The 22631-nt window shown below is 69.2% G+C and carries 21 protein-coding genes, 4 tRNA genes and 1 pseudogene; 11 read left to right on the top strand and 15 right to left on the bottom strand.

Going from position 1 to position 22631, the window contains the following annotated elements; all coding sequences use genetic code 11:
* The first annotated feature begins 43 nt into the window (after positions 1-43).
* Entirely contained in the window at positions 44-436 is a 393-nt protein-coding gene (gene rbsD / locus IPK24_13395) for a D-ribose pyranase (protein MBK8076523.1), read from the top strand.
* Between the two features lie 38 nt (positions 437-474).
* Here rbsD and IPK24_13390 read toward each other — a convergent pair whose 3' ends face one another.
* Together IPK24_13390 and IPK24_13385 are read right to left on the bottom strand one after the other, a co-directional pair.
* Positions 475-1419 (bottom strand): hypothetical protein, encoded by a 945-nt coding sequence (locus IPK24_13390; GenBank protein ID MBK8076522.1) that lies wholly within the window; start codon positions 1417-1419, stop codon positions 475-477.
* Position 1420: 1 nt separating this feature from the next.
* The gene (locus tag IPK24_13385; GenBank protein ID MBK8076521.1) at positions 1421-1765 is read right to left on the bottom strand and encodes a PadR family transcriptional regulator; all 345 of its coding nucleotides are present in this window, start codon (positions 1763-1765) and stop codon (positions 1421-1423) included.
* Positions 1766-1891: 126 nt separating this feature from the next.
* Between IPK24_13385 and IPK24_13380 the strand changes: the two genes are divergently transcribed.
* Positions 1892-3214: a SpoIID/LytB domain-containing protein gene (locus IPK24_13380; GenBank protein ID MBK8076520.1), complete on the top strand. Its 1323-nt coding sequence runs from the start codon at positions 1892-1894 to the stop codon at positions 3212-3214.
* A 356-nt stretch (positions 3215-3570) separates the two neighbouring features.
* On the opposite strand, the gene IPK24_13375 is transcribed toward IPK24_13380, so the two are convergent.
* The 4 genes from IPK24_13375 to IPK24_13360 form a co-directional block, all read right to left on the bottom strand.
* Positions 3571-3975, bottom strand: coding sequence for a type II toxin-antitoxin system VapC family toxin (locus IPK24_13375; protein ID MBK8076519.1), 405 nt, complete (start codon positions 3973-3975; stop codon positions 3571-3573).
* Between the two features lie 6 nt (positions 3976-3981).
* Entirely contained in the window at positions 3982-4164 is a 183-nt protein-coding gene (locus tag IPK24_13370) for a hypothetical protein (GenBank protein ID MBK8076518.1), read from the bottom strand.
* 300 nt (positions 4165-4464) lie between these two features.
* Positions 4465-4536, bottom strand: a tRNA-Val gene (locus IPK24_13365).
* Between the two features lie 78 nt (positions 4537-4614).
* The gene (locus IPK24_13360; GenBank protein ID MBK8076517.1) at positions 4615-4980 is read right to left on the bottom strand and encodes a TIGR02611 family protein; all 366 of its coding nucleotides are present in this window, start codon (positions 4978-4980) and stop codon (positions 4615-4617) included.
* 255 nt (positions 4981-5235) lie between these two features.
* Here IPK24_13360 and IPK24_13355 point away from each other — a divergent pair, with 255 nt between their 5' ends.
* Complete coding sequence (locus IPK24_13355) at positions 5236-5646, top strand: SsgA family sporulation/cell division regulator (protein MBK8076516.1); 411 nt, start codon at positions 5236-5238, stop codon at positions 5644-5646.
* An 87-nt stretch (positions 5647-5733) separates the two neighbouring features.
* Here IPK24_13355 and IPK24_13350 read toward each other — a convergent pair whose 3' ends face one another.
* On the bottom strand, positions 5734-6573 hold the full coding sequence (locus tag IPK24_13350; GenBank protein ID MBK8076515.1) for an aminotransferase class IV: 840 nt from the start codon (positions 6571-6573) through the stop codon (positions 5734-5736).
* 5 nt (positions 6574-6578) lie between these two features.
* Positions 6579-7610 carry an anthranilate synthase component I family protein gene (locus IPK24_13345; protein ID MBK8076514.1) on the bottom strand — a complete coding sequence of 344 codons (1032 nt, stop codon included), beginning with the start codon at positions 7608-7610 and terminating at the stop codon, positions 6579-6581.
* A 170-nt stretch (positions 7611-7780) separates the two neighbouring features.
* Here IPK24_13345 and IPK24_13340 point away from each other — a divergent pair.
* From IPK24_13340 to IPK24_13330, 3 genes are all read left to right on the top strand, one after another.
* A tRNA-Gly gene (locus IPK24_13340) sits at positions 7781-7853 on the top strand.
* A 22-nt stretch (positions 7854-7875) separates the two neighbouring features.
* Positions 7876-7946: transfer RNA gene (locus IPK24_13335), tRNA-Cys, on the top strand.
* Between the two features lie 34 nt (positions 7947-7980).
* Positions 7981-8055 (top strand) — tRNA-Val (locus tag IPK24_13330).
* Between the two features lie 1126 nt (positions 8056-9181).
* Here the strand turns inward: IPK24_13330 and IPK24_13325 are convergent.
* Both IPK24_13325 and IPK24_13320 read right to left on the bottom strand, forming a co-directional pair.
* Positions 9182-9892 (bottom strand): hypothetical protein, encoded by a 711-nt coding sequence (locus IPK24_13325; protein ID MBK8076513.1) that lies wholly within the window; start codon positions 9890-9892, stop codon positions 9182-9184.
* A 907-nt stretch (positions 9893-10799) separates the two neighbouring features.
* Positions 10800-11108, bottom strand: a complete 309-nt coding sequence (locus IPK24_13320) for a hypothetical protein (protein MBK8076512.1) — start codon at positions 11106-11108, stop codon at positions 10800-10802.
* 303 nt (positions 11109-11411) lie between these two features.
* Here IPK24_13320 and IPK24_13315 point away from each other — a divergent pair, with 303 nt between their 5' ends.
* Together IPK24_13315 and IPK24_13310 are read left to right on the top strand one after the other, a co-directional pair.
* The gene (locus tag IPK24_13315; GenBank protein ID MBK8076511.1) at positions 11412-11759 is read left to right on the top strand and encodes an AbrB/MazE/SpoVT family DNA-binding domain-containing protein; all 348 of its coding nucleotides are present in this window, start codon (positions 11412-11414) and stop codon (positions 11757-11759) included.
* Between the two features lie 8 nt (positions 11760-11767).
* Positions 11768-12211: a PIN domain-containing protein gene (locus tag IPK24_13310; GenBank protein MBK8076510.1), complete on the top strand. Its 444-nt coding sequence runs from the start codon at positions 11768-11770 to the stop codon at positions 12209-12211.
* Positions 12212-12278: 67 nt separating this feature from the next.
* Here the strand turns inward: IPK24_13310 and IPK24_13305 are convergent, their stop codons facing one another.
* From IPK24_13305 to IPK24_13295, 3 genes are all read right to left on the bottom strand, one after another.
* The gene (locus IPK24_13305; protein ID MBK8076509.1) at positions 12279-13148 is read right to left on the bottom strand and encodes a CPBP family intramembrane metalloprotease; all 870 of its coding nucleotides are present in this window, start codon (positions 13146-13148) and stop codon (positions 12279-12281) included.
* A gap of 46 nt (positions 13149-13194) precedes the next feature.
* Positions 13195-14160, bottom strand: a complete 966-nt coding sequence (locus tag IPK24_13300) for an NAD(P)-dependent alcohol dehydrogenase (GenBank protein ID MBK8076508.1) — start codon at positions 14158-14160, stop codon at positions 13195-13197.
* A 106-nt stretch (positions 14161-14266) separates the two neighbouring features.
* The gene (locus IPK24_13295) at positions 14267-15652 is read right to left on the bottom strand and encodes an alpha/beta hydrolase (GenBank protein ID MBK8076507.1); all 1386 of its coding nucleotides are present in this window, start codon (positions 15650-15652) and stop codon (positions 14267-14269) included.
* 118 nt (positions 15653-15770) lie between these two features.
* Here IPK24_13295 and IPK24_13290 point away from each other — a divergent pair, with 118 nt between their 5' ends.
* The 3 genes from IPK24_13290 to IPK24_13280 all read left to right on the top strand — a co-directional run bounded on the left by IPK24_13290 (position 15771) and on the right by IPK24_13280 (position 21019).
* A complete protein-coding gene (locus IPK24_13290) occupies positions 15771-18482 on the top strand; it encodes an AAA family ATPase (GenBank protein MBK8076506.1) in 2712 nt (903 codons plus the stop codon).
* Between the two features lie 159 nt (positions 18483-18641).
* Positions 18642-20423, top strand: a complete 1782-nt coding sequence (locus tag IPK24_13285) for a hypothetical protein (protein MBK8076505.1) — start codon at positions 18642-18644, stop codon at positions 20421-20423.
* A 179-nt stretch (positions 20424-20602) separates the two neighbouring features.
* On the top strand, positions 20603-21019 hold the full coding sequence (locus tag IPK24_13280) for a hypothetical protein (GenBank protein ID MBK8076504.1): 417 nt from the start codon (positions 20603-20605) through the stop codon (positions 21017-21019).
* A gap of 30 nt (positions 21020-21049) precedes the next feature.
* Here the strand turns inward: IPK24_13280 and IPK24_13275 are convergent.
* Positions 21050-22335 (bottom strand): annotated as a pseudogene (locus IPK24_13275) (type II toxin-antitoxin system HipA family toxin).
* On the bottom strand, positions 22335-22610 hold the full coding sequence (locus tag IPK24_13270; protein MBK8076503.1) for a helix-turn-helix transcriptional regulator: 276 nt from the start codon (positions 22608-22610) through the stop codon (positions 22335-22337). Before IPK24_13270 ends, IPK24_13275 begins: the two are co-directional and overlap by 1 nt.
* Between the last annotated feature and the right edge of the window lie 21 nt (positions 22611-22631).

Here is a 22631-nt window from a genome sequence, read left to right as displayed (position 1 = left end):
ACCGAGCCGCGAACCACGCCGGCCAGCAGCCACGGGAGCGGAGATGAAGCAGGACGGGATCATCCACGCCGAGCTGAGCGGGTTGATCGCTCGACTGGGGCACACCGACAAGGTGGTGGTGGCCGACCGTGGTCTGCCGCTCCCGCGTGCTTTGCCGGTGGTCGATCTGGCGCTGGTGCCCGGGATTCTCGACTTTCGCACCGTGCTCGACGCCTTGCTCGAGGAGATCGTGATCGAGGCCCACCTGGTGGCCACCGAGGCCGGTGGCGGCCCGGTCGCGCAGTGGCTGGAGGAACGCTCCGATCGACTGGGCCGGCTCAAGGCCGTGCCCCACGAGGAGTTCAAGCTCGCCCTGCCCGACACGGTCTTCGCCATCCGCACCGGCGAACAGACCCCCTACGCGAACGTGGTGTTGCGCTGTGGCGTCCCGTTCTGAGGGGTGCCCGGGGGCTGATCCGAGGTTGGCCTGCGCCGTCACGCGGCCGGCGGCCGGATCGCGGTGAGGTGACGACGGGTGGTGGCGACGACGTCGACCACCACGATCACCACGACCACCAGCAGACCGAACCGCACCGTGTCCTCGGCAGCCTCTGCCCGGAAGATCCGCCCGGCGAACAGCCACCACGACAGCAGCACCAGCCAGCCGAGGTTGGTGGCCAACGCGAGGCGCCGGGTCTGCCGGTTCCAGCGACCATCGCGCAGCACGGCGGCGTAGAGGCCGAAGTCGATCGCCCACAACAGCAGCACCCACGGAGCCCGCTCACGCAGGAAGTCCGGCGTGAAGGCGAAGGCCTCCAGCACGGGTTGGGGCAGACCGGGCGCCCAGGTGTCGAGCCAGGGCAGGGCGATCAGGATCGTCGCACCCACCACCCAGAAGGTGAGCGCCAGCACCAAGCCCGGGCGATGGACCTGGTCGCGATCCAGGGCGCGTGGCGGCGTCCAGGGCTGATCCGCGCGGCGACTGCTCACCGCGGCGGCAACGAGGGTGAGGGCGATCAGGAAGCCTGGCCACCAGAACGCACCGAGGCCCCAGGTGAGCCACCAACTGGCCAGCCGGCCAGCCCAGGAGGTGGTGCCCTCGGCCTGCAGACCGCCCCGGAGGACGACCGGCAACGTGATCGCCCACTGCACGAGGACGCCGCCGAGCGCCACCCAGGCGAAGCGGGGGGCGTCGGCCGGCCGGATCACGGTGAAGCCGGAGGGCCGGTAGCGGTCCGCCACGTCCAGCGGGCGGCCGAAGGCCGTGAGCAACTCCATCGTCATCGCCGCATCGGCCGGGCGACCGGTGTCGGCGGCCCTGCCGGCGAGGTCCTCCAGGAGCAGCGAGCGGAGCTCGAAGCCCACGTCCTGGCGTTGGCTGCGCGGCAGATGACGCACGACGTCGCGGACATACCCCTCGATGATTGCCTCGGGATCCATGTCAGTCCTCTTCCTGCAGTAAGCGATCCACGACCGATGTCAGCGATCCCCAGGCGGCACTCAAGGCGCGGAAGGCCTCGATCCCCGGGGTGCTCAGCACGTAGTAGCGGCGCGGCGGGCCATCCTCGATCTGCCACTCGGAGGCGAGCAGTCCCTGACCCTCCAGGCGCCGCAGCAGCGGGTAGAGCGTGCCCTCCTCGATCGGCATACCGCGCCCGGCGAGCGCCTGGCGCAGCGAGTAGCCGTACTGCCGCGTCTGCAGCTGGGAGAGCACGGCCAGCACCAGAACGCCCTTGCGCAGGTCCTGTTCGAGCTTGCCCAGCTGCTCCGGGGGCGCATCTACCATGTCGACTACATTACATAGGCTCACACAGTACGTCCACCGCACGTCCGCCCAGGTGACTACTCTGGGCGTGGTGACCGGATGTGAGGGGATCGATACCGTGCGACATGACCCGGGGGGAGTCCGCCGGTGAGGGCCGTCGCGCTGCGGGCAGGTGGCGCTGCAGCCCTGGTCACGATCGCCTCGGTCATCGTCGTCGCGTCGTCCGCGCGGGCGCAGAGCCCGCGATCGGCATCGGCCGCTGCGGCCGACACCACCGTGACCGTTACCGGCTCCGGGTTCGGGCACGGGGTCGGGATGTCGCAATTCGGTGCTCTCGGCATGGCCAGGGCCGGGGCGTCGGCGGGCACGATCCTGCGGCACTACTACACCGGCACCACCGTCGCCGCTCACCCGGACGCCATGGACCTGCGGGTCAACGTGGTCGACCGCGGAACCTCGGTCGAGCTGCGTACCGAGGCGATCTCTCGCGGGGGCGGCGCGATGCACCTCGTGGACGGCGGACGGCGAGTGAGCGCGCTGCCGCCGGGCAGCGCCGTCCGGGTCGACGTGGCCGGCAGTCGGCTCGCCGTGACGGTGACCCCGCCGGCCGGCACGGCTCGATCGTTCACCACCGGCGCCCTGACCGTTCGCTGGTCCGGCGCCCGCGGGCTGCGCGGGCCGGCCAGCGCGCTCGCGGTGTCGTCGGCCAGCGCGAACGCAGCGTCGACGTCGGCCAAACAGCGGCGGTACCGGTACGGCGTCCTGCAGGTGCTGCCGGTGCGACGGGCCGACTCGGACGCCGTGACCCGGGTGCGTCTCGCGGCGGTCCTCACGCTCAACCTGCATCGGGAGTACCTGCGCGGGCTCGCCGAGGTGCCGCAGTCGTGGCACAGCTCAGCATTGAAGGCGCAGGTGATCGCAGCACGGACGTACGCGCTGAGCGACTACCGCGGCGGCACCTCGACAGCATGCGGCGGCTGCCATCTGTGGGACGACTCGCGCAGCCAGGTCTACCGCGGCTGGGACGCCGAACGCCTCGCCCCCCGCTGGGTGCAGGCGGTCACCGCGACGCAGACCTCGTCCCGCAGCGCCCTCGTGGTGCTCCACCGGGGCATGCCGATCCGTGCCTACTACTCCTCCTCATCCGGTGGGCGAACCCGCGACGCGCGGTCGGCGTGGGGAACGGCGGTGCCCTACCTGCGCGGCGCGCCCGACCCGTGGAGCCTCACCAGTGGCACCAACCCCAAGTACGCCCGGTGGCACCGCACGCTGCCGATCGCCCAGGTGGCCGCGGCCTTCTCACTGCCGGACGTCGCCTCGATCGTCGTCAGCACGCGGGATCGCGCCGGGGCGGCGGTCGCGGTGACCGCGACCTCCGCTGACGGCACCCGGTCCACGGTCAGCGGGACGACGTTGCGCTCACGCCTGCGGCTACCGGCCGTCTGGTATCACGCGTTCGCGCTGTCCTGACACGCCACGGGCCGGTCCGAGCACTCCGGAACCGGCCTGCTACCTGCGACTTCGTGATGGGCGATACGGGGATCGAACCAGTGACCTCCTCAGTGCTGTCAACAAACGATCTTGGAGCGGGGATGGGCTACGTCGTCGAGCGGGTCGGTGACGGCGGCCGCAGGCGATAAACGGCCATGTACCGCGACATCGGGGGCGACGCCGATCGGCAGGCAGCGAGGCCGGCAGCAACTACGTCAGTACGTCGAGGAGACCTGGTTCCCCCACCATGTGCTCGAGGCCCGGACGAGGGAGAATTACACCTACCTGCCGCCGCCTATCCGTTCACATCACCTGGCTGGGGTAACGCGCCCAGCTCAGTCGACCCCGAGCAGGCGCAGGCCGTGGTTCGTCACGAAGTCCTGATAGTCCTTCAGGTTTCCCGTCGCCAGCGGCAAGTCATAGGTCAGGCAACAGGCCGCAACCCACATGTCGTTCACTGGCCGGGGGCGCCCCCGACGCGACGCCGCCGCCGACAGCACGCCCCACGTCGCCGCGACAGACTCATCGCCGGGCAGGACAGGGATCCCCGACATCCAGTCCGCCAGTTCTTGACGGCTCCGAGCGCCCCATTGCCGGATCTCGACCCATTTGGCCAGCTCCCCGAACGTCACGAAGGTGATCACTGGACGTCGACCGATCAGCCGACCGGCCAGCGACCCAGGCAGTCTGCCCTTGTGCGACAACGACGCTACGTCGGTGTCCAGGACCACAGGCTGCATGGACGATCAGGACAGGTCTCGGTGCCGCTCGGCGTAGGTGAAGGCGACGAACTCCTCCACCTCCTTATCCGAGGTGAAGGTATCGGCCGCCAGATCTTCGATCCCCCGGATCGGCTTGGTCCCCTTGGCGACCAACAACTCCTCGAGAGATACCCGGGGACGCGGACGCGGGACGTCCGGGGTGTCCATCGCCGACGTGCTCACGCCACGCACCTCCCGCCACAAGCGACTCCAGACCAGCATACGAGACGAGCCATCCTTCCGGTCGCTGCTCCACGGGGAGCGCCGGTTCGCGTCGCGACGGCGGCAGATCGACGGAGCCACCATCAGAAAGCCGAGAACGGACTCGAAAGATGCGGCCGCGCAAGGCCCCCTGCGTGCGCCCCTGTTCGTTGACTGCCGCCTACGTTCGTCAACAATCTGTCAACAAACGATCTTCAGGCCGGTTCCGACGTTTCGGAAACCGGCCTGTGACCTGGGGGTTTGGAGTGGGCGATACTGGGATCGAACCAGTGACCTCCTCGGTGTGAACGAGGCGCTCTCCCGCTGAGCTAATCGCCCGTGGTGCTGCACCGCGATCGTAGCGAACGGACGCCGTCCGCCACCAATCAGATCCGACCCCGATGCGCGCCCCGGCGCTCAATTCCAGTCGCTGTACTGCTCCAGCCCGGGCAGCGGCGGGACGATCTGGCCGGGAATCCACGTCGGCAAGCCGATGAATCGCGCCGTCAGGTACAGCACCAGGCCGACGAACGCGGCCGTGGCGAGCCCCACCGCCAGCCGCACGTACCAGGACTGCCGCCCCATCCACTCGGTCCAGGCACGCACCTGCACCCGGACGACGCCGAGCAGTCGCCGTGCCCAGACGAACTCGGATCCCAAGATCAGCAACCCTAGGATCACGACGAACCAGCCGGGCCCCGGGAAGGGCACCATCAGTAGTCCGACGATCACCACCGCCGCCCCAACGATCCCAACCGTCACTCTGTATGCATGACCGATCACTGGCTGTGATTTCACACGATCTCGGGCATTCCGCACTCGCCGGAACGCTCTGGACAGAATTTGACCGCCAGAGGAGGGACGCGCCGTCGTATCAGGACCCACGGAGGCACCAAGAGTGGAATGCTGTTCATCGCGAGACGGTTCGACAGGCACGCTTTCACTGTAAGTCGCAGCCCCGAGGTTTCACCGGAGGTGGCGAAGGGAAAGGTGCCGACGTCGGGCCGACAGGGGGCCGAACCGAGATCGAGGAGCAGCATGCACCCGCACGTGGACGTCGAGGCGTCGGTCCATCTTCGCCTGGTCGTCGCTGACGCCGACGCGGTGCCGCTGCCCGTCAGCCTTCGGTACAGCGCCGCCGACCCGTACGCCGTCCGCGCCGTGTTCTCCGGCGACGGCATGGAGGTCGAGTGGGTCTTCGCCCGCGATCTGCTGCGTACCGGCCTGATCTCCCCCGTCGGCGACGGGGACGTTCACGTCTGGCCCTCCTGGGGTACCGGCCGCGAGCTGCTGATGATCTCGCTGACCTCCCCTGACGGCCAGGCCGTGCTCGAGGCCGCTGCGGACGACGTCCGTGCCTTCCTCGACCGCACCGCTGCCGTGGTGCCGGACGGCGAGGAGAGCGCCCACCTCGACCTGGAGTCCACGCTCGCTCGACTGCTCTCCTGACGGCTCGGCACGCGCTTCACGTTCCGATTCCCCGGTTCTGGGGGTCGGGACGTTGCACGTTTGCGACCGATTGACCCGGGCGAGGGATCAGGGGTCCATGCCCTTGGCGGCGTAGCGCTCGAACAGCTCCACAGCCGTGCGTCCCAGCGTGCTGCCGGGCACCGGGCGCCCATCCATGGTCTGCACCTGCTGCACGTTGCGCGTCGAGCTGGTCAGCAGGACGTCGCGCGCCCGAGACAACGCGGCCACCGGCACATCGCGCTCGACCACGGGCAGACCATCGGCCACCGCCCACTCCAGGAACAGCTCGCGGGTGATACCGGCCAGGCACCCGGAGCTGAGCGGCGGGGTGACCAGCACGCCGTCCAGATCGAGGACGACGTTCGACCCGGTGCCCTCGCACAGGTTGCCGGCCGTGTTCGGCAGCAGCGCCTCATGGGCGCCCTGGTCGTGGGCACGCTGCAGCGCGACCACGTTCTCGGCGTAGGAGGTGGTCTTCGCGCCCGCGACCGCCGAGTGCTCGTTGCGAGCCCACGGCACGGTGACCGCGGCGATCCGATCGGGCCAGGGTGAGGCGGCGCTGATCGCCAGCACCAGCGTCGGCGCGGCGTCGCCGCGGTCGGAGCCGAGCGGCCCCGCTCCCCCGGTGAGCGTGATCCGCAACCGTCCCAGCGGTAGCGATGGCCGAGCGACCAGCAACTGCGTCGTGGCGGCGCGGACCACCTCGGGAGCCGGGCAGGTCAGCCCGAGGACGGCGGCCGAGCGCTCCAGGCGGCGCAGATGGCGGCTGAGCGCGAACACCTCGCCGTGGAGCACCTTGCAGGTCTCGAACACGCCGTCGCCGACGGTCAGGCCGTGATCGAGCGCGCCGACCCGCGCCGCGGCGGCGTCCATGACCTGCCCGTCGATCCACACCGTCGTGGTCATCGTGCTCACTGCCTGACTCCTCGTCTGCTCTCGGCCCCGTGTCCGGCTCCGCTCGCGCCGTGCTCACCGGCGGGTTGGGAGGCCAGGCCCACCAACCGTGCGGCTTTCAGCTCGGTCTCGGCCCACTCGCCGTCCGGGTCGCTGCCCCAGGTGATGCCGGCGCCCGTGCCGAACCAGAGGCGTCCCCCATCCCACCAGAAACTGCGGATCCCGACGGCCAGAGTCGCGGTTCCGGCGTCGGCATCGACCCAGCCCACCGCCCCGCAGTAGGGGCCGCGCGGCACCGGCTCGAGGTCGGTGATGGCGCGCAGGGCACTGCTCTTGGGAGCCCCCGAGACCGAGCCGGGTGGCATGGTGGCCGCCAGCAGTTCGGTCCAGCCGGCCTGGTCGGCCAGGCGGCCCTGCACCGTCGAGACCAGGTGCACCAGTCCCGGGTGGTGTTCGACCTCGAGCAGGCCCGTGACCTCGACGGTGCCGGGGCGGCAGGTGTGCTGCAGGTCGTTGCGCACCAGGTCGACGATCATCACGTTCTCGGCGGTGTCCTTGGGCAGCAGGTCGGCGACGGTGACCCCGGTGCCCTTGATCGGCGAGGAGGCGATCACCTCGCCGTCGCGGCGCAGGAACAACTCCGGGGACGCCGAGACCACGCGGGCAGCCGGGTGGCCGTCGAGCGCCGGGACGTCGATGACCCCCGCAAACGGGGCCGGGTTGCCGGCCGCGAGCACCTGGGCCAGCGCCCACGGGTCGTTCGCGGCGTCGTCCAGGGGCGGGACGTCGGTGGAGACCAGGCGACAGAGATTGACCTGGTAGACCTCGCCCTCGTGGATCCGGCGGCGGATCTCGTGGACGCCTGCGACGTAGCCGGGGCGGTCCAGGGACGTCGTCCACGTGCCGGGCAGGCCGGGCCAGGGGCAGCGCGGTGGCGGCAGCGGCGCGGGACGCCGGTGGGCGAAGCGCCACAGCCGGACGTCGCCCTCGAAGGTGAGCACCACGGCCCACCAGCCACCCCCATCCAGGACGGCGACGTCATCGCTCACCTCGACCACGCCGGTGGCCAGAACGCCGCCGAACCAGGCGCTGCCAGAGGGGTTGTCGAGCCGTGGGGACACGTGCGCACGCTAGTGGTTGGACGCTCGGCGCGCCGGTCGGCTATGGTCTGAACCGCTGCTTCGGAGCAACGGCCTCGGCCGAGCGACGAGGCGAGCATGCGGACGTGGCTCAGTTGGTAGAGCATCACCTTGCCAAGGTGAGGGTCGCGGGTTCGAATCCCGTCGTCCGCTCGAAAGGGTTCACCCGGAACACGGTGGAGTGGCCGAGAGGCGAGGCAACGGCCTGCAAAGCCGTCTACACGGGTTCAAATCCCGTCTCCACCTCGCAGCATCGGCCCCCTGGGCCGGTGAAGCTCGAGGGCGATTAGCTCAGTGGGAGAGCGCTTCCTTGACACGGAAGAGGTCACTGGTTCAATCCCAGTATCGCCCACCAACGGGAACAGGCCCCTGACCAGCGGAAACGCGGGACAGGGGCTGTTTGAGATGCGTGCCGAACACGTGCCGGACGCGGGCCTCTGGGCCTCACGCTGACAGACTCGCCGAGGCCTCGATCCGATGGAGGTCGAACGTCAGCAGGCAAGGCTCCGCGGCCGCGGCGTTGTCGGTCTTGGGCGAGTGACCGGACCGGCCGGACTGACGGTCGACGAGCGTTCGCTATCTTCTCGAACAATGCGCTGGCGTGTGCGATGACTGCATGAATTCAACTCGTCAGTGATGCATAAACCCCGGAAGCCAGTAAACTGACGATGAAAGCGACAGGCCCGGCCAACATGAACCCTGTGCGGATTCTTGCGGAAGCGATTCGGTTCTCACTAACCAGCTCAAAAGCTGGATATAGCCGGCGAGTCACAGCGGTGTCGTTATCCTCAAGTATTTCCGTGGAGATGAATAGCGAGAGAATGACAATTCCCATACCGATCGTTGTAACAGCTCCCGCGTTCAGCCCTCGGAGTCTGCCACTCGCTACAACGACAGTTCCCACCAAGGCGGCGATACTCAATGCCACGGTGAACCGGCCATAGTGAATGCTCTGCCCACTTGGGCACCCCTCGGTCGACTTCCTCCGATAATTGGGCGAAGTAGGCCTTCGTCCTCTTGATATCTCCGGTCTTCACGCTGAGAGCGATCATCGGGCTGGGCCCTTCACGTGGAAGCTCCAGCTCAATTGCCCCGCCCGCCTCGCCACCGAGCACGAGGCCGCTTGCTGACCGTGAATCAAGTTGCGGCATCATGACTTGCAGTTCATCAGTTGATTGGCCGTCGGCCTCACGAATAGTCATTGAGATCCTCACGGGTGCGGGTGCAGGGTCAACATCGGCCGTGTCGATGGCGAGTGGGTCGCGACTGCGATCAAGGGCAGCGGCTTCCTTTTTCGCATGATCCTCCTCCAGCTCTCGGACCAGGTCGGCAAGGCGTCGCAAGTCAGCCAAAGTGCCCTGCCAGGCGAACCATTCTCGACTCTTTCTATATGAACTCACTCATAGCCCCATTTCGTCAGCAAATCACTATCGCCAGTCATACGGAGCGCCGGTCGCAGATGTAGCGCCCAAGCGAACCCTTCAGAGCACACTGTCGATCGTGTCGCTCTCGGCCGCGAGCCTGAGAACCCGGTCGACTTCTCGCCCAAGGTCGTTCACGCGGTACGTCACGATGCTGAACGACGTAATCGCATCGAGAAGGCCAAGAGCGTTAAGCATGTATGTGACGGAGCCTGCGAGTTCGCTTGGCAGGCCAGCGCGTACGGCGACATTGATCTCAGGAGCAGCTTCTCCGCGTTCCTGCGCGACTTGACCTTGCTCGTCTCTTTCGATCATGGAGTGCAGCACGGCCACGTGTGCCGCCTCGAGCTTGCCCAGAACCTCGGCCAGAAGTTCTGCCTCGTCGATCATTCGTCCATCACCACGCACTTGGTCGCCAAGCACGCAGCCAAGCGCACGCAGCTTCGGCTCGTACGCCGAGCACTGAACAGCGATAAGCGATCGGGCGGCTAATGCAGAGAGGCGAGGATCGCCGGCGAGGCGGGTCATGAACTCCTCGTCGGTAAGGCGCGACTGGCTAACGGCAATGGCTTCGAGTCGCCTGGGCCGCCCAAAGACCTCAGCCCCCATCCTGGATAGAGCAACGGTCAGTGGAGATTGGAGTGCCCCAGCTGCGACGCTCCCAGTCCCCGGCGGTGCCCCACTCAGCTCGAACAGCACACCAGCGAGGGCGGCAAACCCTCCGCCGAGCGCTTGCATGGCAGACGATGGCTGGTCGTTTTCGGTGCTCACGTGATCCAGGATAAGAGCACTGCGCAGTCAATCGATCACGAGGCGTGCAACATGGGCTCGGGTCTCGTGAGCCGTTCCCAACCAGGACATATGGTTCGAAAACGTGCAAACCGTAGCGAGATCCACGAGCGGAGGCTCCTTTGACGGGTCCTGTAGATCCGATGCGATCCTCGAGGGATGGCCCAGATAGCGTTCCTCACCGATGGTCCACTCGCCGGGGATACCGTCCCCGTCGACCTGACCGAGGGACCCCTGCCCCGCAGTTCCTCATCTTGCCGGTCCCCGTCTTGGACGAAGCCCGGGAGGAGATGGCCTGGCGGGACGTTCGGTATGCCCGGCTGCAGCTGCTTCTTAGCCGGAGCGACCCTGGCGCGCCATGGGACCACGTCCTGTGGGACGCGACCTAGTCCACGTGACCGGTGTCACGGTGATCGTGACGTCAGTTGAGGGTTCAGCCAGGCCTCGCGGCAGGGGGCTCGGTGGCGGTGGGGAGCTTGCCCCGGTTTCCCGGACACCTTGATGTTGCCCCGGTTCTACGGACACGGGGCTGAGGAGTCGAGGGTTTGTTGGTGGTGGGTGTTCTCGAACTGTTGGGGGCTGATCCAGCCCCGGGTGACCAACTCAGTGCCGCGCATACCATCCGTCTTCTGAGCGTGCTGGTTGGTCCCTCGCCTACGATTCGTAGCATGTTCGATCGCCTCGGGCGCATCGTCCGTCGGGATCGAGTGAAGTACTACGGAGATTGTCCGAGCTGCCAGCACGACTGGCGGGAACACCCCGGAGGGCACTTCGGTACCGCGCTCGATCAGGCCTGCCGTGAGTGCCAGTACGAGTTTGACCATGAGGAGCGGAGACGTCGGAGCCCCGATGTCGCCGGCCGCCTCGGGTCGATCTCCAGCTCGTACACCTAGAGATCCAGGCGAGCCTTCATCGCAGACCAGGACTCCATCGGGAGGTCCTCACCGTGCTGCAGCCGCTCCGCACGATCCAGCATCCGACGGTGCCGCTCCGGATCTCGTGACAGCGACGCCACCCGGTCCCACCGCTCCAGCATCTCCAGTACCGGAGTCAGCTCCAGGGTCTCCATCGCCTCACGCATCACCTGGCGATACTCCCGGTCGAAATCCCCCGCCTCCTCGGGCAGGAGAGAGAGCCGGATCGCCCGCGGAGAGCGACCCTGCACGCCCGCGACGGGGTCGGGCTGCGCGATCGACATGCCGACGACGATACCCGCGCAACGTTCACCAGACGATGACAGGCGCCAGGAGGCTTCGCCGTCCCTGACGGCAGAGTCCGGCGCCAGCCGCACCGCGCACGCGGCCTCGATCACCGTGACCGCGCCACTTCCGCATGGCGACGATCAAGGTCGTACGGGCGAGGCGTAGATGCTGCTCTAGGGCGGCCACGGACCTGCCGATGGATGGTGCCTGAGAGGCAATCTTCTGCTGGCAGGAGCAACCGGCATGGCAGAGTGGCATAGACCTGGCAACTTGGCATGGTCTGCCTTAAGGTGAGACACATGGCAGATTCGAAGGTGGACGGCAGCCCAGTGAGCCCGGAAGGGCGAGTTGTGATCCCTGCTGAGATTCGCCGTGCGCTGGGAATCGCGCCAGGGGACCGCGTGCGCTTTGTCATGACGGGTGGTGAGGTCCGGCTGATCTCTCCCCGTCAGTTGACGATGGCGGTCTGGGCCAACAACCACGGCGGGGACGCCGGTGACTCGGTCGCCTACGTGCGTCCGCCGCGAAGTGAGGACCAGCAGGCTCGACAGGCACGCGAGGACAGGGTCGCGGAGGCCGTCGGCGTCAGTGCCGATCAGGACCCGGACGAGGTCGCCGAGCGGGTGCTGGCCGAACTCGGGATCTGAGTCGTACCGTGACGACCGCCCTGGTTCTCGACTCATCCACTCTCCTGACGTGGATCCTGCAGGAACCGCAGTGGCAGGTGGTGGAGACGATCCTCTCCACCCCTGACACTGACGTGGTCCTGCCCAGCGTGGGATTGGTCGAGGTGGTCGAGACGGCCCGCCGGAAGGGAAGCGTCAACACCGGCGTGATCGCCCAGCTCATCGCCAGTCGAGGCGTACGTGTCGTCGCGCCCGAACGAGACATGCTCCTACGAGCTGCCGAGCTTCTGGAACTCTCGAAGCAAAACCCGGGCCCGGTCAACCGGCACGGGGTGGCCGCGACTCTCTCCCTGGGTGATTCCATGATCATCGCCACGGCCGAAGGCCTGCGTTGTCAGGTTGTCTCGAGGGACAGCTACTGGGACCAGCTCGCGGCAGACGGCCATATCACCGTGAAGGTCGTCACCTTCTAACCCGATACGCGAGACTCGACCGTCGCGATGCGCCGGAGCAGGCTCGTGTCAGCCGCAGGTGCTGCGCCTACAACCCGAGCATGAAGCCGTTGCGGACGGCGTCGTTGACAGCATGCGCCAGTGCCGGCCCGGCGAGGTTACGGGTGCGACGCCACGCGAAGGACAGCGGGACGCCGAGCAGCACGTGCACCGCGACCAGTTCGATCGCCTGAAGCGGCAACGGCAGACCGTGGGAGACAGGCAGGTGCCACAGCCCCCACAGGACCGATACGAACACGGCAGACCGCCAGCCGCGCTGCCCGCCGTCCTCGTGCCCGTGCACGTGCGGGTCGATCGCTCCCCGGAAGGAGACCTCCTCCAGCAGGAAGCTCGCGGGGAAGTACAGCGCGGTGTACTTCACGACCGCTGCCACCACCGCTGCAGCCGACAGCGGCACGCCGGCGACAACGTGCATCGCCGAATAGACGAGTGCAAACCCGGTGGCGCCGATCGCGATGGGCAGCGCGGCCGAACGCAGCGCCCCGAGCACCGTTCCGGCACGCAGGGCGAACGCCGCGCAACCTGCCCCGACGACGGCCGCGAGGTACCACCCGGCCACCACCCAGTCCTGACTCGCCACGGCGCGGACGGCGTACACCGCAGGTAGCAGGACCAGCGCGGCGGCCATCGCGAGCGCCCTGCCGTCCCACCGGACCGTGCTCGTGGCGGGGGCGAACAGCTCGCGCAACGGGCGGCGGCGGACGAACAGCTGGAACACCATCGTCAGCGGGATCCCCAGCAGGAGATACCCGTTGCTGTCGATCGGCAACAGGTAGCCCGCCGCCATCCACAGGGCCACGAAGGCGATCGCTTCCGCGGAACGGCGCCGCGGCGAGCTGTCGAGCCGACCGGTGCGACCGCGAGCCGCGGGTGTCGTCCGAGGGCTGTGCAGGGACATGGCGTTCTCCTCCTCCGGTTCGGGCGGCAGCGATCGCGGCGGGTGCTCAGACGGTGATGACGACCTTGCCTCGGGCCTTGCCGGCCACGAGGTGACGGACGGCGTCCGCGGTGGCGCTCAGACCGAAGGGACGGTCCGTGAACGAGGCGAGCTTGCCCGCCACGGCATGCGCCGCAAGGCGCTCCAGGCCCGAGTAGTGCTCCTTGTTGGTCACCATCGTGAGCCGCTGGGAGACCAAGGGATTGAGCAGCACCGCCTGCACCTGACGGCCCATGCCCGGGCTCCACCTGGCGCCGTTCTCGCCGCCGACGATGGCCAACGTCCCCTTCGACATCAGAGCGCGTCGCAGGCGGGCGACCGGCGTCATGCCTCCGATGTCCAGCACGACGTCGAACGTGCGCGAGCCGTCGGCGAAGTCCTCCTGCGCGTAGTCGATGACCTCCGCCGCACCGAGATCCCTGACGAGCTGCGCCTTGGCGGCGCTGGCGACCCCGGTGACGGTCGCGCCCGCCGCGACCGCGAGCTGCACGGCATAGGTCCCCACCCCACCGGAGGCACCGATGACGAGTACGGTCTGCCCGGCCTGGACTCCGGCGACGTCGAGCGCCCGAAGGGCCGTCAGTCCCGAGACCGGCATGGCCGCAGCCTGAGTGAACGTGAGGTTCGACGGTTTGTGGGCCAGCTTGCTCTCGCGCGCCACGGCGTACTCCGCGAACGCGCCGCGCGCGATACCGAAGACCTCCTCACCGACGCCGAAGCGCGTGACGTCCGGACCGATCGCCACGACGGTCCCCGCAACATCCCGACCGGGCACCTGGTTCCTCGGCCTGCGCAGCCCGACGACGGCGCGCATCAGATACGGCTCCCCCGTCATCAGATGCACATCGCCTCGGCTGAGGCCGGCCGCGTGCACGCGCAGCAACACTTCGCCGGCTCCGGCCGTGGGCTGATCGATCTCGCGCGAGTCCAGCACGTCGGCCGAGCCGTAGGTCTCCTGGACGATCGCCTTCATGGTGGTCATCTCTCTCATCTCCTCGGGGTGAGTGCGCCTCGTGGCGCTGTGTCGACACTGACCGGCGAGGCTGCCGGGTCGCGCCGGGGAAATCGCCGGGTTCGACCTAGCGGGAGGGCGACGCACCGGTCCGCACCGACGAGACCACGTCCCGGATGGCCGCGCTCGACGAGGCGGCCGCGGTCCGGTCCGCGACGAGCATCTCGTGCGTGGCGCCGTCCACGGTGTGGTGCCTCGAGTCGGTCGACAGCCGAGCCAGCTCGTCCTGGTTCGCGAACCAGCGCTCGTCACTGCCACTGCCCGCGGTGAGGACGAACAGTGGAATGTCCCCGAGGCTGCGCAGCTCACCGGCCTCCTGCATCGACGGGCTGCCCTGCACGTACTCGTCGATCGTCGAACGCAGCGTGGCGGGGGTCGAGATGCTGGCCCGCACCTGCTCACGCTCCGGGGAGGGCAGCGTGCCGTAGGAGATCTGGCTGTACAGCCGACCGAGGCCGACGCGCGACCCGATGGACGCGAGGGCGGCGGCGCGGACCAGGAGGTCGTTGCGGCCGGCGGGCGCGGCCGCCCCAGGTGCCGGCGACGCGGGCGCCGCCGAGTCGATGAGCACCATCCCGGCGACATCCGCCGGGTACCGCGCGGCGTGAGCGAGCACGTAGAGACCACCGAAGGAGTGGCCCGCCAGCACGTACGGGCCGGGGACGTGAGCGTTGTGCAACAGGGTGTGCAGGTCGTCCGCGACGCGGGCGGCGTCCTGGGGGGTGTCGACCGGGTCGCTCCAGCCGCGGCCGGGGCGGTCGTAGACGCACACGCGGGTGGTGCGGGCCACGGCGGGCGCGATCCAGGCAGCCATGGTCGAGGCCATGTCGCCGGCACCGGGCTGCAGGACGACGGTCGGGCTGCCGGTGCCGGTGCAGCGCAGGTGCATCCGGTGCCCGTTGACGTCGATCAGCTGACCAGGCATCGGGTAGTGGCTCGCGTCGTAGGCCTCGAGGGCCGTCTCGATGCCACCGCCGACGGACGCCAGCGCGAGGACGGCCAGGACCGGGTAGACCATGACGCGTGCGCTCGTGGAGTGCAGCCGGCGGCGTGCACCGACGAGGCTGACGACGACCAGCGCCAGCAACGCCGGGGGCCACACCCACTGGAGCAGCTGCTGGGCCGCCGTGCCGAAGGCGATGAGCAGCAGCCCGCCCAGGCCCAGGAACAGGGCCGGTGCCGCAGCCCAGCGCTGGGGCTGATCGGTGATGCGGACCGAGAGCACGGCGAGCAAGGCCCAGCCGAGCGCGAAGCCGCACAGGATCGCGCCGGTCGCGCCGGTCTCGTCGGCGGGGATGAACGGGGCGAAGACGAGCAGTACCCCGGCCACCAGGCCGGTGGCCAACGAGCCGGCCACGATCCGGCCGAGGCGCCCCTTCGGGGCGTTCGGGTTCGCGGGCGCGGACCCGACGGGTGTTTCGGTGTGCACCGACTGGCGGACTGAGGGGTTCATGGCTTCCTTCTCCCGACGCTGTGTGGTGGTTCCTGACCCCTTCACCGTGCGTCCGGGCCACACCAGGTCGCGCCGGTCATTTCGCCGGGTTTGACCTCGATCCGGTTACGCTCGCCGCGTGCTCGCGGGTCGAGAAGCCGAGCGCGCCGCGGTTCGGGGACTGCTGGACCAGGCGCGCAACTCCTGCGGGTCTGCCCTCGTGATCCACGGGCTGCCGGGAGTCGGCAAGTCCACGGTGCTCGCGGCCGCTGCCGCCGAGGCGGACGGGTTCACCGTGCTGCGGACCTCGGGGATCGAGTCGGAATCGCCGCTGGCGTTCGCAGCCCTTCAGCGACTCGTGCGTCCCGTCCTGCGCCTCGCCTCACGCCTGCCCGCGCCGCAGGCACGGTCGTTGCGCCGGGCCTTCGGTGAGGAGGACGGCGAGGTCGACCGGTTCCTGGTCTTCCTCGCCGCCTTGAGCCTGCTGGCGGAGGCAGCGGAGCAGGCACCGGTACTGGCCGTCATCGATGACGCCCACTGGCTGGACGACGCCTCCGCCGCTGCGCTGCTCTTCGTGGCACGCCGTCTTCAGGTCGAGCGGATCGCCCTGTTGTTCGCCGCTCGCGACGGCGACGTGCGTCGCTTCGAGGCCGGGCTGCCTGACCTCACGCTGGGCGAGCTGGACGCGACCGACGCCGGCGTCCTGCTCACCACGCTCGCAGGCATCCCCGTTCCAGGCGAGGTACTCGACCGCCTCGTCACCAGCACCGGCGGCAACCCGCTCGCCCTGGTCGAGCTCGCGAACGCACTCCCGGCCGATCAGCTCAGCGGCCGGGACCCCCTGCCGGCCCACCTGCCGTTGACCCAGGGGGTGGAACGCGCCTTCCTCGATCGAGTCGGACGCCTGCCCTCGGGCGCGCAATCGTTCCTGTTGGTCGCGGCAGCCGACGACTCCGGCCGGGTGGCCATCGTGCGGCAGGCAGCGCTCGCCCTCGGCGCCTCACCCGAGGCGATCGACGCTGCCGAGGACTCCGGCCTGGTCAGGGTGATCGACGGCGCCGTGACCCTGCGCCACCCCTTGGTGCGTTCCGCGGTATACGGCGCGGCGACGAGCAGCCAACGCAGAGCGGCCCACCGGGCGCTCGCCGATGCTCTGGTCGGCACCGGGGACGTCGACCGGCGTGCGTGGCACCGCGCAGCAGCGGTCGAGGAGCCCGACGAGTCCGTCGTCGCCGACCTCGACCACGTCGCCGAGCGTGCCGCCCAGCGCGGCGGCCTGGAAGCTGCCTCGGCGGCCTGGGAACGGGCGGCCGAGCTCACGGTCGCCGCAGGGCCGCGCGCGACCCGGCTCGTGGCCGCTGCCGGTGCCGCATGGGCCGGTGCCCAACCACGGCGGGCCCGCGCCCTGGCAGAGGCCGCCCGAGCGGCCGCCGACAGCGTCGTGGTGCGCGCCGACGTCGATCGGCTCCGCGCCCGGATCGAGTGGAACATCGGGTCGGGGCCGGTGGGACACCGGATCCTGCTGCAGGCCGCTCGTGACGTCGCCGGAGCGGACCTCGCCCGGGCCACGGTGATGGCCCGGATGGCGGCCGCCGCCGCCACCTTCGGCGCCGACTCGGGCATCGACATCGATCCGACGGAGTTCGTCGGCGACCTGGACTGTCTGCCGTCGGGCGCAGCGCGCGCGTCGGCCCTGCTGCTGTGCGGCTTCGCCCACATCGCCCGCGGCAACCTGCGCGACGCGACAGCCGAGTTCCGGCTGGCCTTCGCCCAGGACCTGGCCGGCGGGGACGTCGACCTGGTGCCGAACCTCGGTCTGGCCGCCCTCTACATCGGGGACGACGATGTCGCCCTGCGCGAGTACGGCCGGTTCGTGGCCCACGCGCGGGATGCGGGGGCACCGGTCACCATCCTGTTCGGGCTCGCCCGTCGCGCTCCGGCGGAGATCAGCACCGGCGACTGGCGCACCGCTGCCGCCGGCTCGGCCGAGGCGCTGGACCTCGCTCGGGGGACCGGGCAGGACGCACTCGGCAGCCTGCCGTTGGCCTGGCTCACGCTGTTGGCCGCGCTGCGCGGCGACCAGCCCGAGTTCGACCGCTGTCTGACCGACTACGACCGACCGACCCGGAGCCGGGACGTCGGCCTGACCAGCATCGTCAGCCGCGACGTGATGCTCTGGGCCCGGGGTGTCGCCACAGCCGACACCCCGGACGCCGCCCTGTATCACCTGGAGCAGATCACCCACGCGATGGTGAAGCACATGTCGGCGCTGGACCGTGTGGAGGCAGCCGCACGAGCCGGTCGAGCCGACCTGGTGCGCGCGTGGGCGGACGAGCTCACAACCCTTGCCGAACTCACCGCGGCACCCTGGGCGATGGCATCCGCCGCGCACGCTCGTGCCCTGCTGGCCGACGGATCCGAGGCACAGACGTGGTTCGAGCGCGCCCTCGACGCGCACGCCCACTCCCCCCGCCGGGTCGACCGGGCCCGAACAGAGCTGGCGTTCGGCGAGTTCCTCCGACGCTCGCGTCGTCGGGTCGATGCGCGCGAACACCTCCGCGCCGCGCTGGACACCTTCGAGGACGTCGGCGCATCGCGCTGGGCCGCGCGGGCGCGACACGAGCTGCGGGCGTCCGGCGAGACCGCACGCAAGCGGGACTCCATCACCCCCGCCGACCTCACGCCCCAAGAGCGACACGTCGCCGAACTGGTGCGGCAGGGACTGAGCAACCGCGACGCTGCCGCCCACCTGTTCCTGTCACCTCGGACGATCGACTTCCACCTGCGCAACGTGTTCACCAAGCTCGGGGTGTCCTCCCGCGCGGAACTCGCGGCACTCGGCCTGTCCTGAGCATCAGCCGGCGTTTTGGACGTCCCCTCCGGGGTGTGGCTGGCAACACTCGCGTCGATGTCGTTCGCCCCTGGCCGGGGATGATCTCGCGGCGAAGCATGGAAGCGCCGGACCTCAGCTGTCGGCGCACGGGACAACCCATGGGCGGGTGGGTTCCTGATGACGACCATGCTTCTCATCCTCGTGACGGCCATCGCGCCCTGCCCCTTCGACGCGGCCGGCTCGGCCGGCGATCCCCTGGTGTGGTCGGCGCCCGTTGCCCTCCTGGTGGCAGGCGTCCTCGCCGTCCCGGTATCGGTCGGGTTGCTGTTCCTCTACCGCCGAGCGGTCGTCCGCCGCATGCGGACAACGGCCGTTCCGTCCGGCTCTCGAGCGCTCGCCGAGCCCCCGCTCGCCCCGGCGGCTCTCCCACCGCCGTTGTTGATCGCCGTATCGGAGGCTGACGGCCCGGCCGGGCCGGACCCGGCGGCAGAGCCCTTCGTCCACGGAGCCTTTGGCGATCTACGACGAGCGGGCGCCGTCCAGCTGGCCGGTGGCGCCGCCTTCGGCGTGGTCGCCGCGGTGACCTTCCTGAGGGCCACGGCGACGGACTTCACCCTCCTGCGGTTCCTGGTGCTGTTCTGGGTCGGCGCCTGGCCCGGGGTGCTCACGGCCAGTCTCGCCGCGACCGTGCGCTGGCGTGAGCGGGTCGAGCTGGTCGCCGGCTACGGCATCGGCTACGCCGTGCTCATCGCCGCCGTGGTGCTCCAGAGTGACTCGAGTTCCGTGGGCCAACTCCTCCGGCTATGGGTGCTCACGGACCTTGCTCAGACGCTGTTGATCTGCGCCTATCTCGCCCGCCGGATTCGCGCCGTCGGCCCGCTGGTGTTGTCCTCGATCTTCATCGCCGACCTCGGCCTGTTCATGCTGATCGGGGCCGCCATCTCGGACACCCCGCTGAGCACTGGGCTCAGGCTGGGGTACAGCCTGGCGCACCTTCCCCCGGGTGGGCTGGACCTGGCGATCCTGGTCCTCGCCCTGGGAGTGTGCGCCGTGGCCGCGCTGGCGATGTTGTCTTTGATCGGACGCCGCTACCGCGACAAGGCGGTGAGCGACCAGTCCATCACGCTCGACGCCCTGGTGCTCATCTTCGGTGCCGCGCACGGCGCGGACCTGTCGTACGAGGGGTGGTACTGGGCGTTCGCCGGCCTCGCGGCCTTTGCTGCCTATCGCATCGTCACCACGCTGTGCTTCCGATGGATCAGTCGCCGTCCACGCGCTGACGGTCGTCTGCTGGTGCTGTTGCGCGTCTTCGCCCTGGGACGACGCGAGGTGGGGCTGCTCGACGTCCTGGGCAGCCTGTGGCGCAGGCAGGGACCCATCGCGCTCATCGCCGGGCCGGATCTGGTGTCGACCACGGTCGAGCCACACGAGTTCCTCGACTTCGTCAGTGGTCGGCTGGACCGGAACTTCGTGCACGACCAGACCGACCTCGCGCTGCGGCTGAGCACGCTGGATCATCGGGTGGACCCGGACGGTCGGTATCGGATCAACGAGTTCTTCTGTTTCGAGGACACCTGGCGCAGCGCCGTCGCGTCCCTGGTCGTATCCGGTGACGCGATCCTCATGGACCTGCGCGGATTCTCGGCCGCCAACTCCGGGTGCATCTACGAGCTGGGACTCCTGCTCGACCTGGCTCCTCTCACCAAATCCATTCTCCTGGTGGACGAATCGACCGACGAGCGGTTTCTGCACGGGACGCTGCACCAGCTCTGGGCCAGGGTCTCCGGCGACTCGCCGAACCGGCGCGAGCGCACCCCGGCGGTTCGCCTGGTGCGCGCCCGATCCAGTGAGCCGGCCGACAGCGCTCGGGTGCTGCTCCGCGCGCTGCCGGCGGCCTCGAGCCGTTCGAGTCATCCGGGCCGTCATGCCGCTCGAGGCAACGCGGTCGCTCAGCCATGAGATTCAGGGGGTTCGTCATGTTCAACCAGATCGGACGGCTCAGGTCCTACGGTGCGATCGGGCTCATCCTCTGCGGGTCGGTCGCCGGGTGCTCCACCGACGCCACGCCCTCCGACTCGACGACGACAGCCTCGGCCGCGCCGAGAACCGCAACGCATCAGCCGAGTCGGACGAAGCACGTGATTCGTACGGCTGAATCGGACGACACCGGTGACGGCGAGGAGTCGTGGTTCGACAACGCCGACAAGGTCTGTGCCGACGTGGTCTCCACGAGGGGATCGGCACCTCGGGCGCAATCGGGAAACCTGGACGACGACATGGCGCTCTACTCTGCCTGGCTCGCGGACTCGACCGGAGCTGCGGCGTCCGGACTGTCCCGCATCGGGTCGACGCCGTCCAGGGCTACCACCCTGATTCGCGGGCTGCGGCAATACTCCGAGCTCTCGACCGAGGCGGCCACGATCTATGCCGGCCATCCGGTCTTCTCACAGCGACTCATGGACATCATGACCGAGCAAACCGAGCTCACCACGACGCTGAGCTTGGGGTTCACCCTGGCAGGGGCTCGCGCCTGTGCCTCAGTCGTGGACTTCTGAGCGAGGGGCAGTGGCGGGCCGTCTCACCGTTCAGCCGGTGTAGTGGACCGCCGGGTTGAGGATCTGGCGGCCCCACAGCTGAGCGCGATCGGCCTCGGTCAACTGGGCGGCATCAGCGGCATCGCGCCACTGCTCCGTGATGACGGTGACCTGATGCTCGATGATGTCGGCGGCCTGCGAACGAGTGAGGTGGTAGATCTCAGCCGCAGCGACGCACGTGGCGAACCGGCTCTCGCGGCGCCCATCCCGGGTGATGGCCATCGCCTGAGCGGCGCTCTCCCCCGATCGCAGTTGCGGGCAGACGTCGTACGCCGGGGTCAGGGTGAGTTGCTCCCCGTCCCAGAACGCGGCGTGGTTGCGAGCGTGGTCGTCGGTGTTGGACACGCAGATGTTGAACACGATCCGGGCGAACAACTCGCGTAGCGTCGCATCCGGGTGGATGAACCGTGCCCGGATCAGATCCGCCAGATCGGGGTAGGTGGCCCACCGGCCTCCATCTCGTCCAGCCCGAGCAGTGTCAGCCCGGACACGACCAGCCGGCGTCCTTCCCCGCCATCAGTGTTGGTGACGCGGTCGAACCGTTCGACGAGCAGGACGTCGCGACCCAGCGCCTGGGTGAGGGAGGTGTGGGCGACGTCGAGCCCCACCCGAGCCGCGAGGTCCATCGCGACAACCTCGGCCCGCACCACGGGGTAGGGGTCCGTCTGAGTGGAGAGCTTCGCGATCAACCGGCGACCTCGGAAAGGGCCGTCATCGTTGTCGTGCAGCACGACTTTGGGACGCGCTCCCCCGATGGACGTGCCACGCATCAGAGCCTCGTCGAGGTCAGGGGAGAACCGCTCACCGGCAAGGAACCTCTCGGTGGCCGCTTGTACCTCCTCCAAGGTGGCCGAGCTGGATCGTGGGACGTACGCATCTGGGCTCTCTTGGAAATCCAGCGCACCGATCCGATCACTGTTGGACTCGCGGAGATAGGTGAGCAGCCCGAGCTCGTCGGGGTCGCGGCTGCGATCGAGGCGGCCGACGTGACGGGCCAGGATGACTCGCTGGCCCCAGGCGTCCGGTCCGGCGTCGCGGATGGCACCGGCAACCCGCATCGCACCCTGCGGACGCTGGCGGCCACGCCGGAGCGGGAGTTCTGGCAAGGACAGCGGGATGGCCCCAGGACGATCCAGGTAGCTGCGGCCGTAGTTGAAGGTGATGACCTCGCCCTCAGAGACGAGCCTGCCCGCAGGGACCGGGTCGACCGCACCGGGCAGCCAAACCCATACGAATGCCTCGCTGGGCGTCGAGGTCAGCGGTGTCTGCAGACCCATCAGAAGTCGTCCTGGACCTGCGCTGGCCGGGCACGGACCCGGGCCGGCAGAAGCGCCAAGCGGTCGCGGCTCTGGGCAACGAGCGCCGACAGTTCCTCGGGCCCAGCGCCGAACAGGTCGATGCCGAGCAGGGAGGCAAGTTCGAAGACCACGCCGATGGTCGCTGTGGGTGCCCCGCGCTCGATGCTGCGCAATGTGCCATCGGAGATCCCGGCGCGCTCGGCCAGCTCTGCCTGGGTCCAGCGGCGGGCACGTCGAGCGCGGGCAATGTCCAAGCCCAAGACGCGAACGGCCTC

The sequence above is a fragment of the Kineosporiaceae bacterium genome, assembly GCA_016713225.1.
GTDB lineage: Bacteria > Actinomycetota > Actinomycetes > Actinomycetales > Kineosporiaceae > JADJPO01.
The sequence above is the reverse complement of the archived record's forward strand: the minus strand, read 5'-3'. Positions and strand labels throughout refer to the sequence as shown.

Excerpts from the sequence above, each read along its gene's own strand:
- IPK24_13370 (MBK8076518.1), bottom strand. The coding sequence starts at position 4,164 with ATGGACACCCCGGACGTCCCGCGTCCGCGTCCCCGGGTATCTCTCGAG.
- IPK24_13385 (MBK8076521.1), bottom strand. The coding sequence starts at position 1,765 with ATGGTAGATGCGCCCCCGGAGCAGCTGGGCAAGCTCGAACAGGACCTG.
- IPK24_13375 (MBK8076519.1), bottom strand. The coding sequence starts at position 3,975 with ATGCAGCCTGTGGTCCTGGACACCGACGTAGCGTCGTTGTCGCACAAG.
- rbsD (MBK8076523.1), top strand. The coding sequence starts at position 44 with ATGAAGCAGGACGGGATCATCCACGCCGAGCTGAGCGGGTTGATCGCT.
- IPK24_13390 (MBK8076522.1), bottom strand. The coding sequence starts at position 1,419 with ATGGATCCCGAGGCAATCATCGAGGGGTATGTCCGCGACGTCGTGCGT.
- IPK24_13350 (MBK8076515.1), bottom strand. The coding sequence starts at position 6,573 with ATGACCACGACGGTGTGGATCGACGGGCAGGTCATGGACGCCGCCGCG.
- IPK24_13315 (MBK8076511.1), top strand. The coding sequence starts at position 11,412 with ATGGCAGATTCGAAGGTGGACGGCAGCCCAGTGAGCCCGGAAGGGCGA.
- IPK24_13300 (MBK8076508.1), bottom strand. The coding sequence starts at position 14,160 with ATGAAGGCGATCGTCCAGGAGACCTACGGCTCGGCCGACGTGCTGGAC.
- IPK24_13285 (MBK8076505.1), top strand. The coding sequence starts at position 18,642 with ATGACGACCATGCTTCTCATCCTCGTGACGGCCATCGCGCCCTGCCCC.
- IPK24_13305 (MBK8076509.1), bottom strand. The coding sequence starts at position 13,148 with ATGTCCCTGCACAGCCCTCGGACGACACCCGCGGCTCGCGGTCGCACC.
- IPK24_13355 (MBK8076516.1), top strand. The coding sequence starts at position 5,236 with ATGCACCCGCACGTGGACGTCGAGGCGTCGGTCCATCTTCGCCTGGTC.
- IPK24_13320 (MBK8076512.1), bottom strand. The coding sequence starts at position 11,108 with ATGTCGATCGCGCAGCCCGACCCCGTCGCGGGCGTGCAGGGTCGCTCT.
- IPK24_13295 (MBK8076507.1), bottom strand. The coding sequence starts at position 15,652 with ATGAACCCCTCAGTCCGCCAGTCGGTGCACACCGAAACACCCGTCGGG.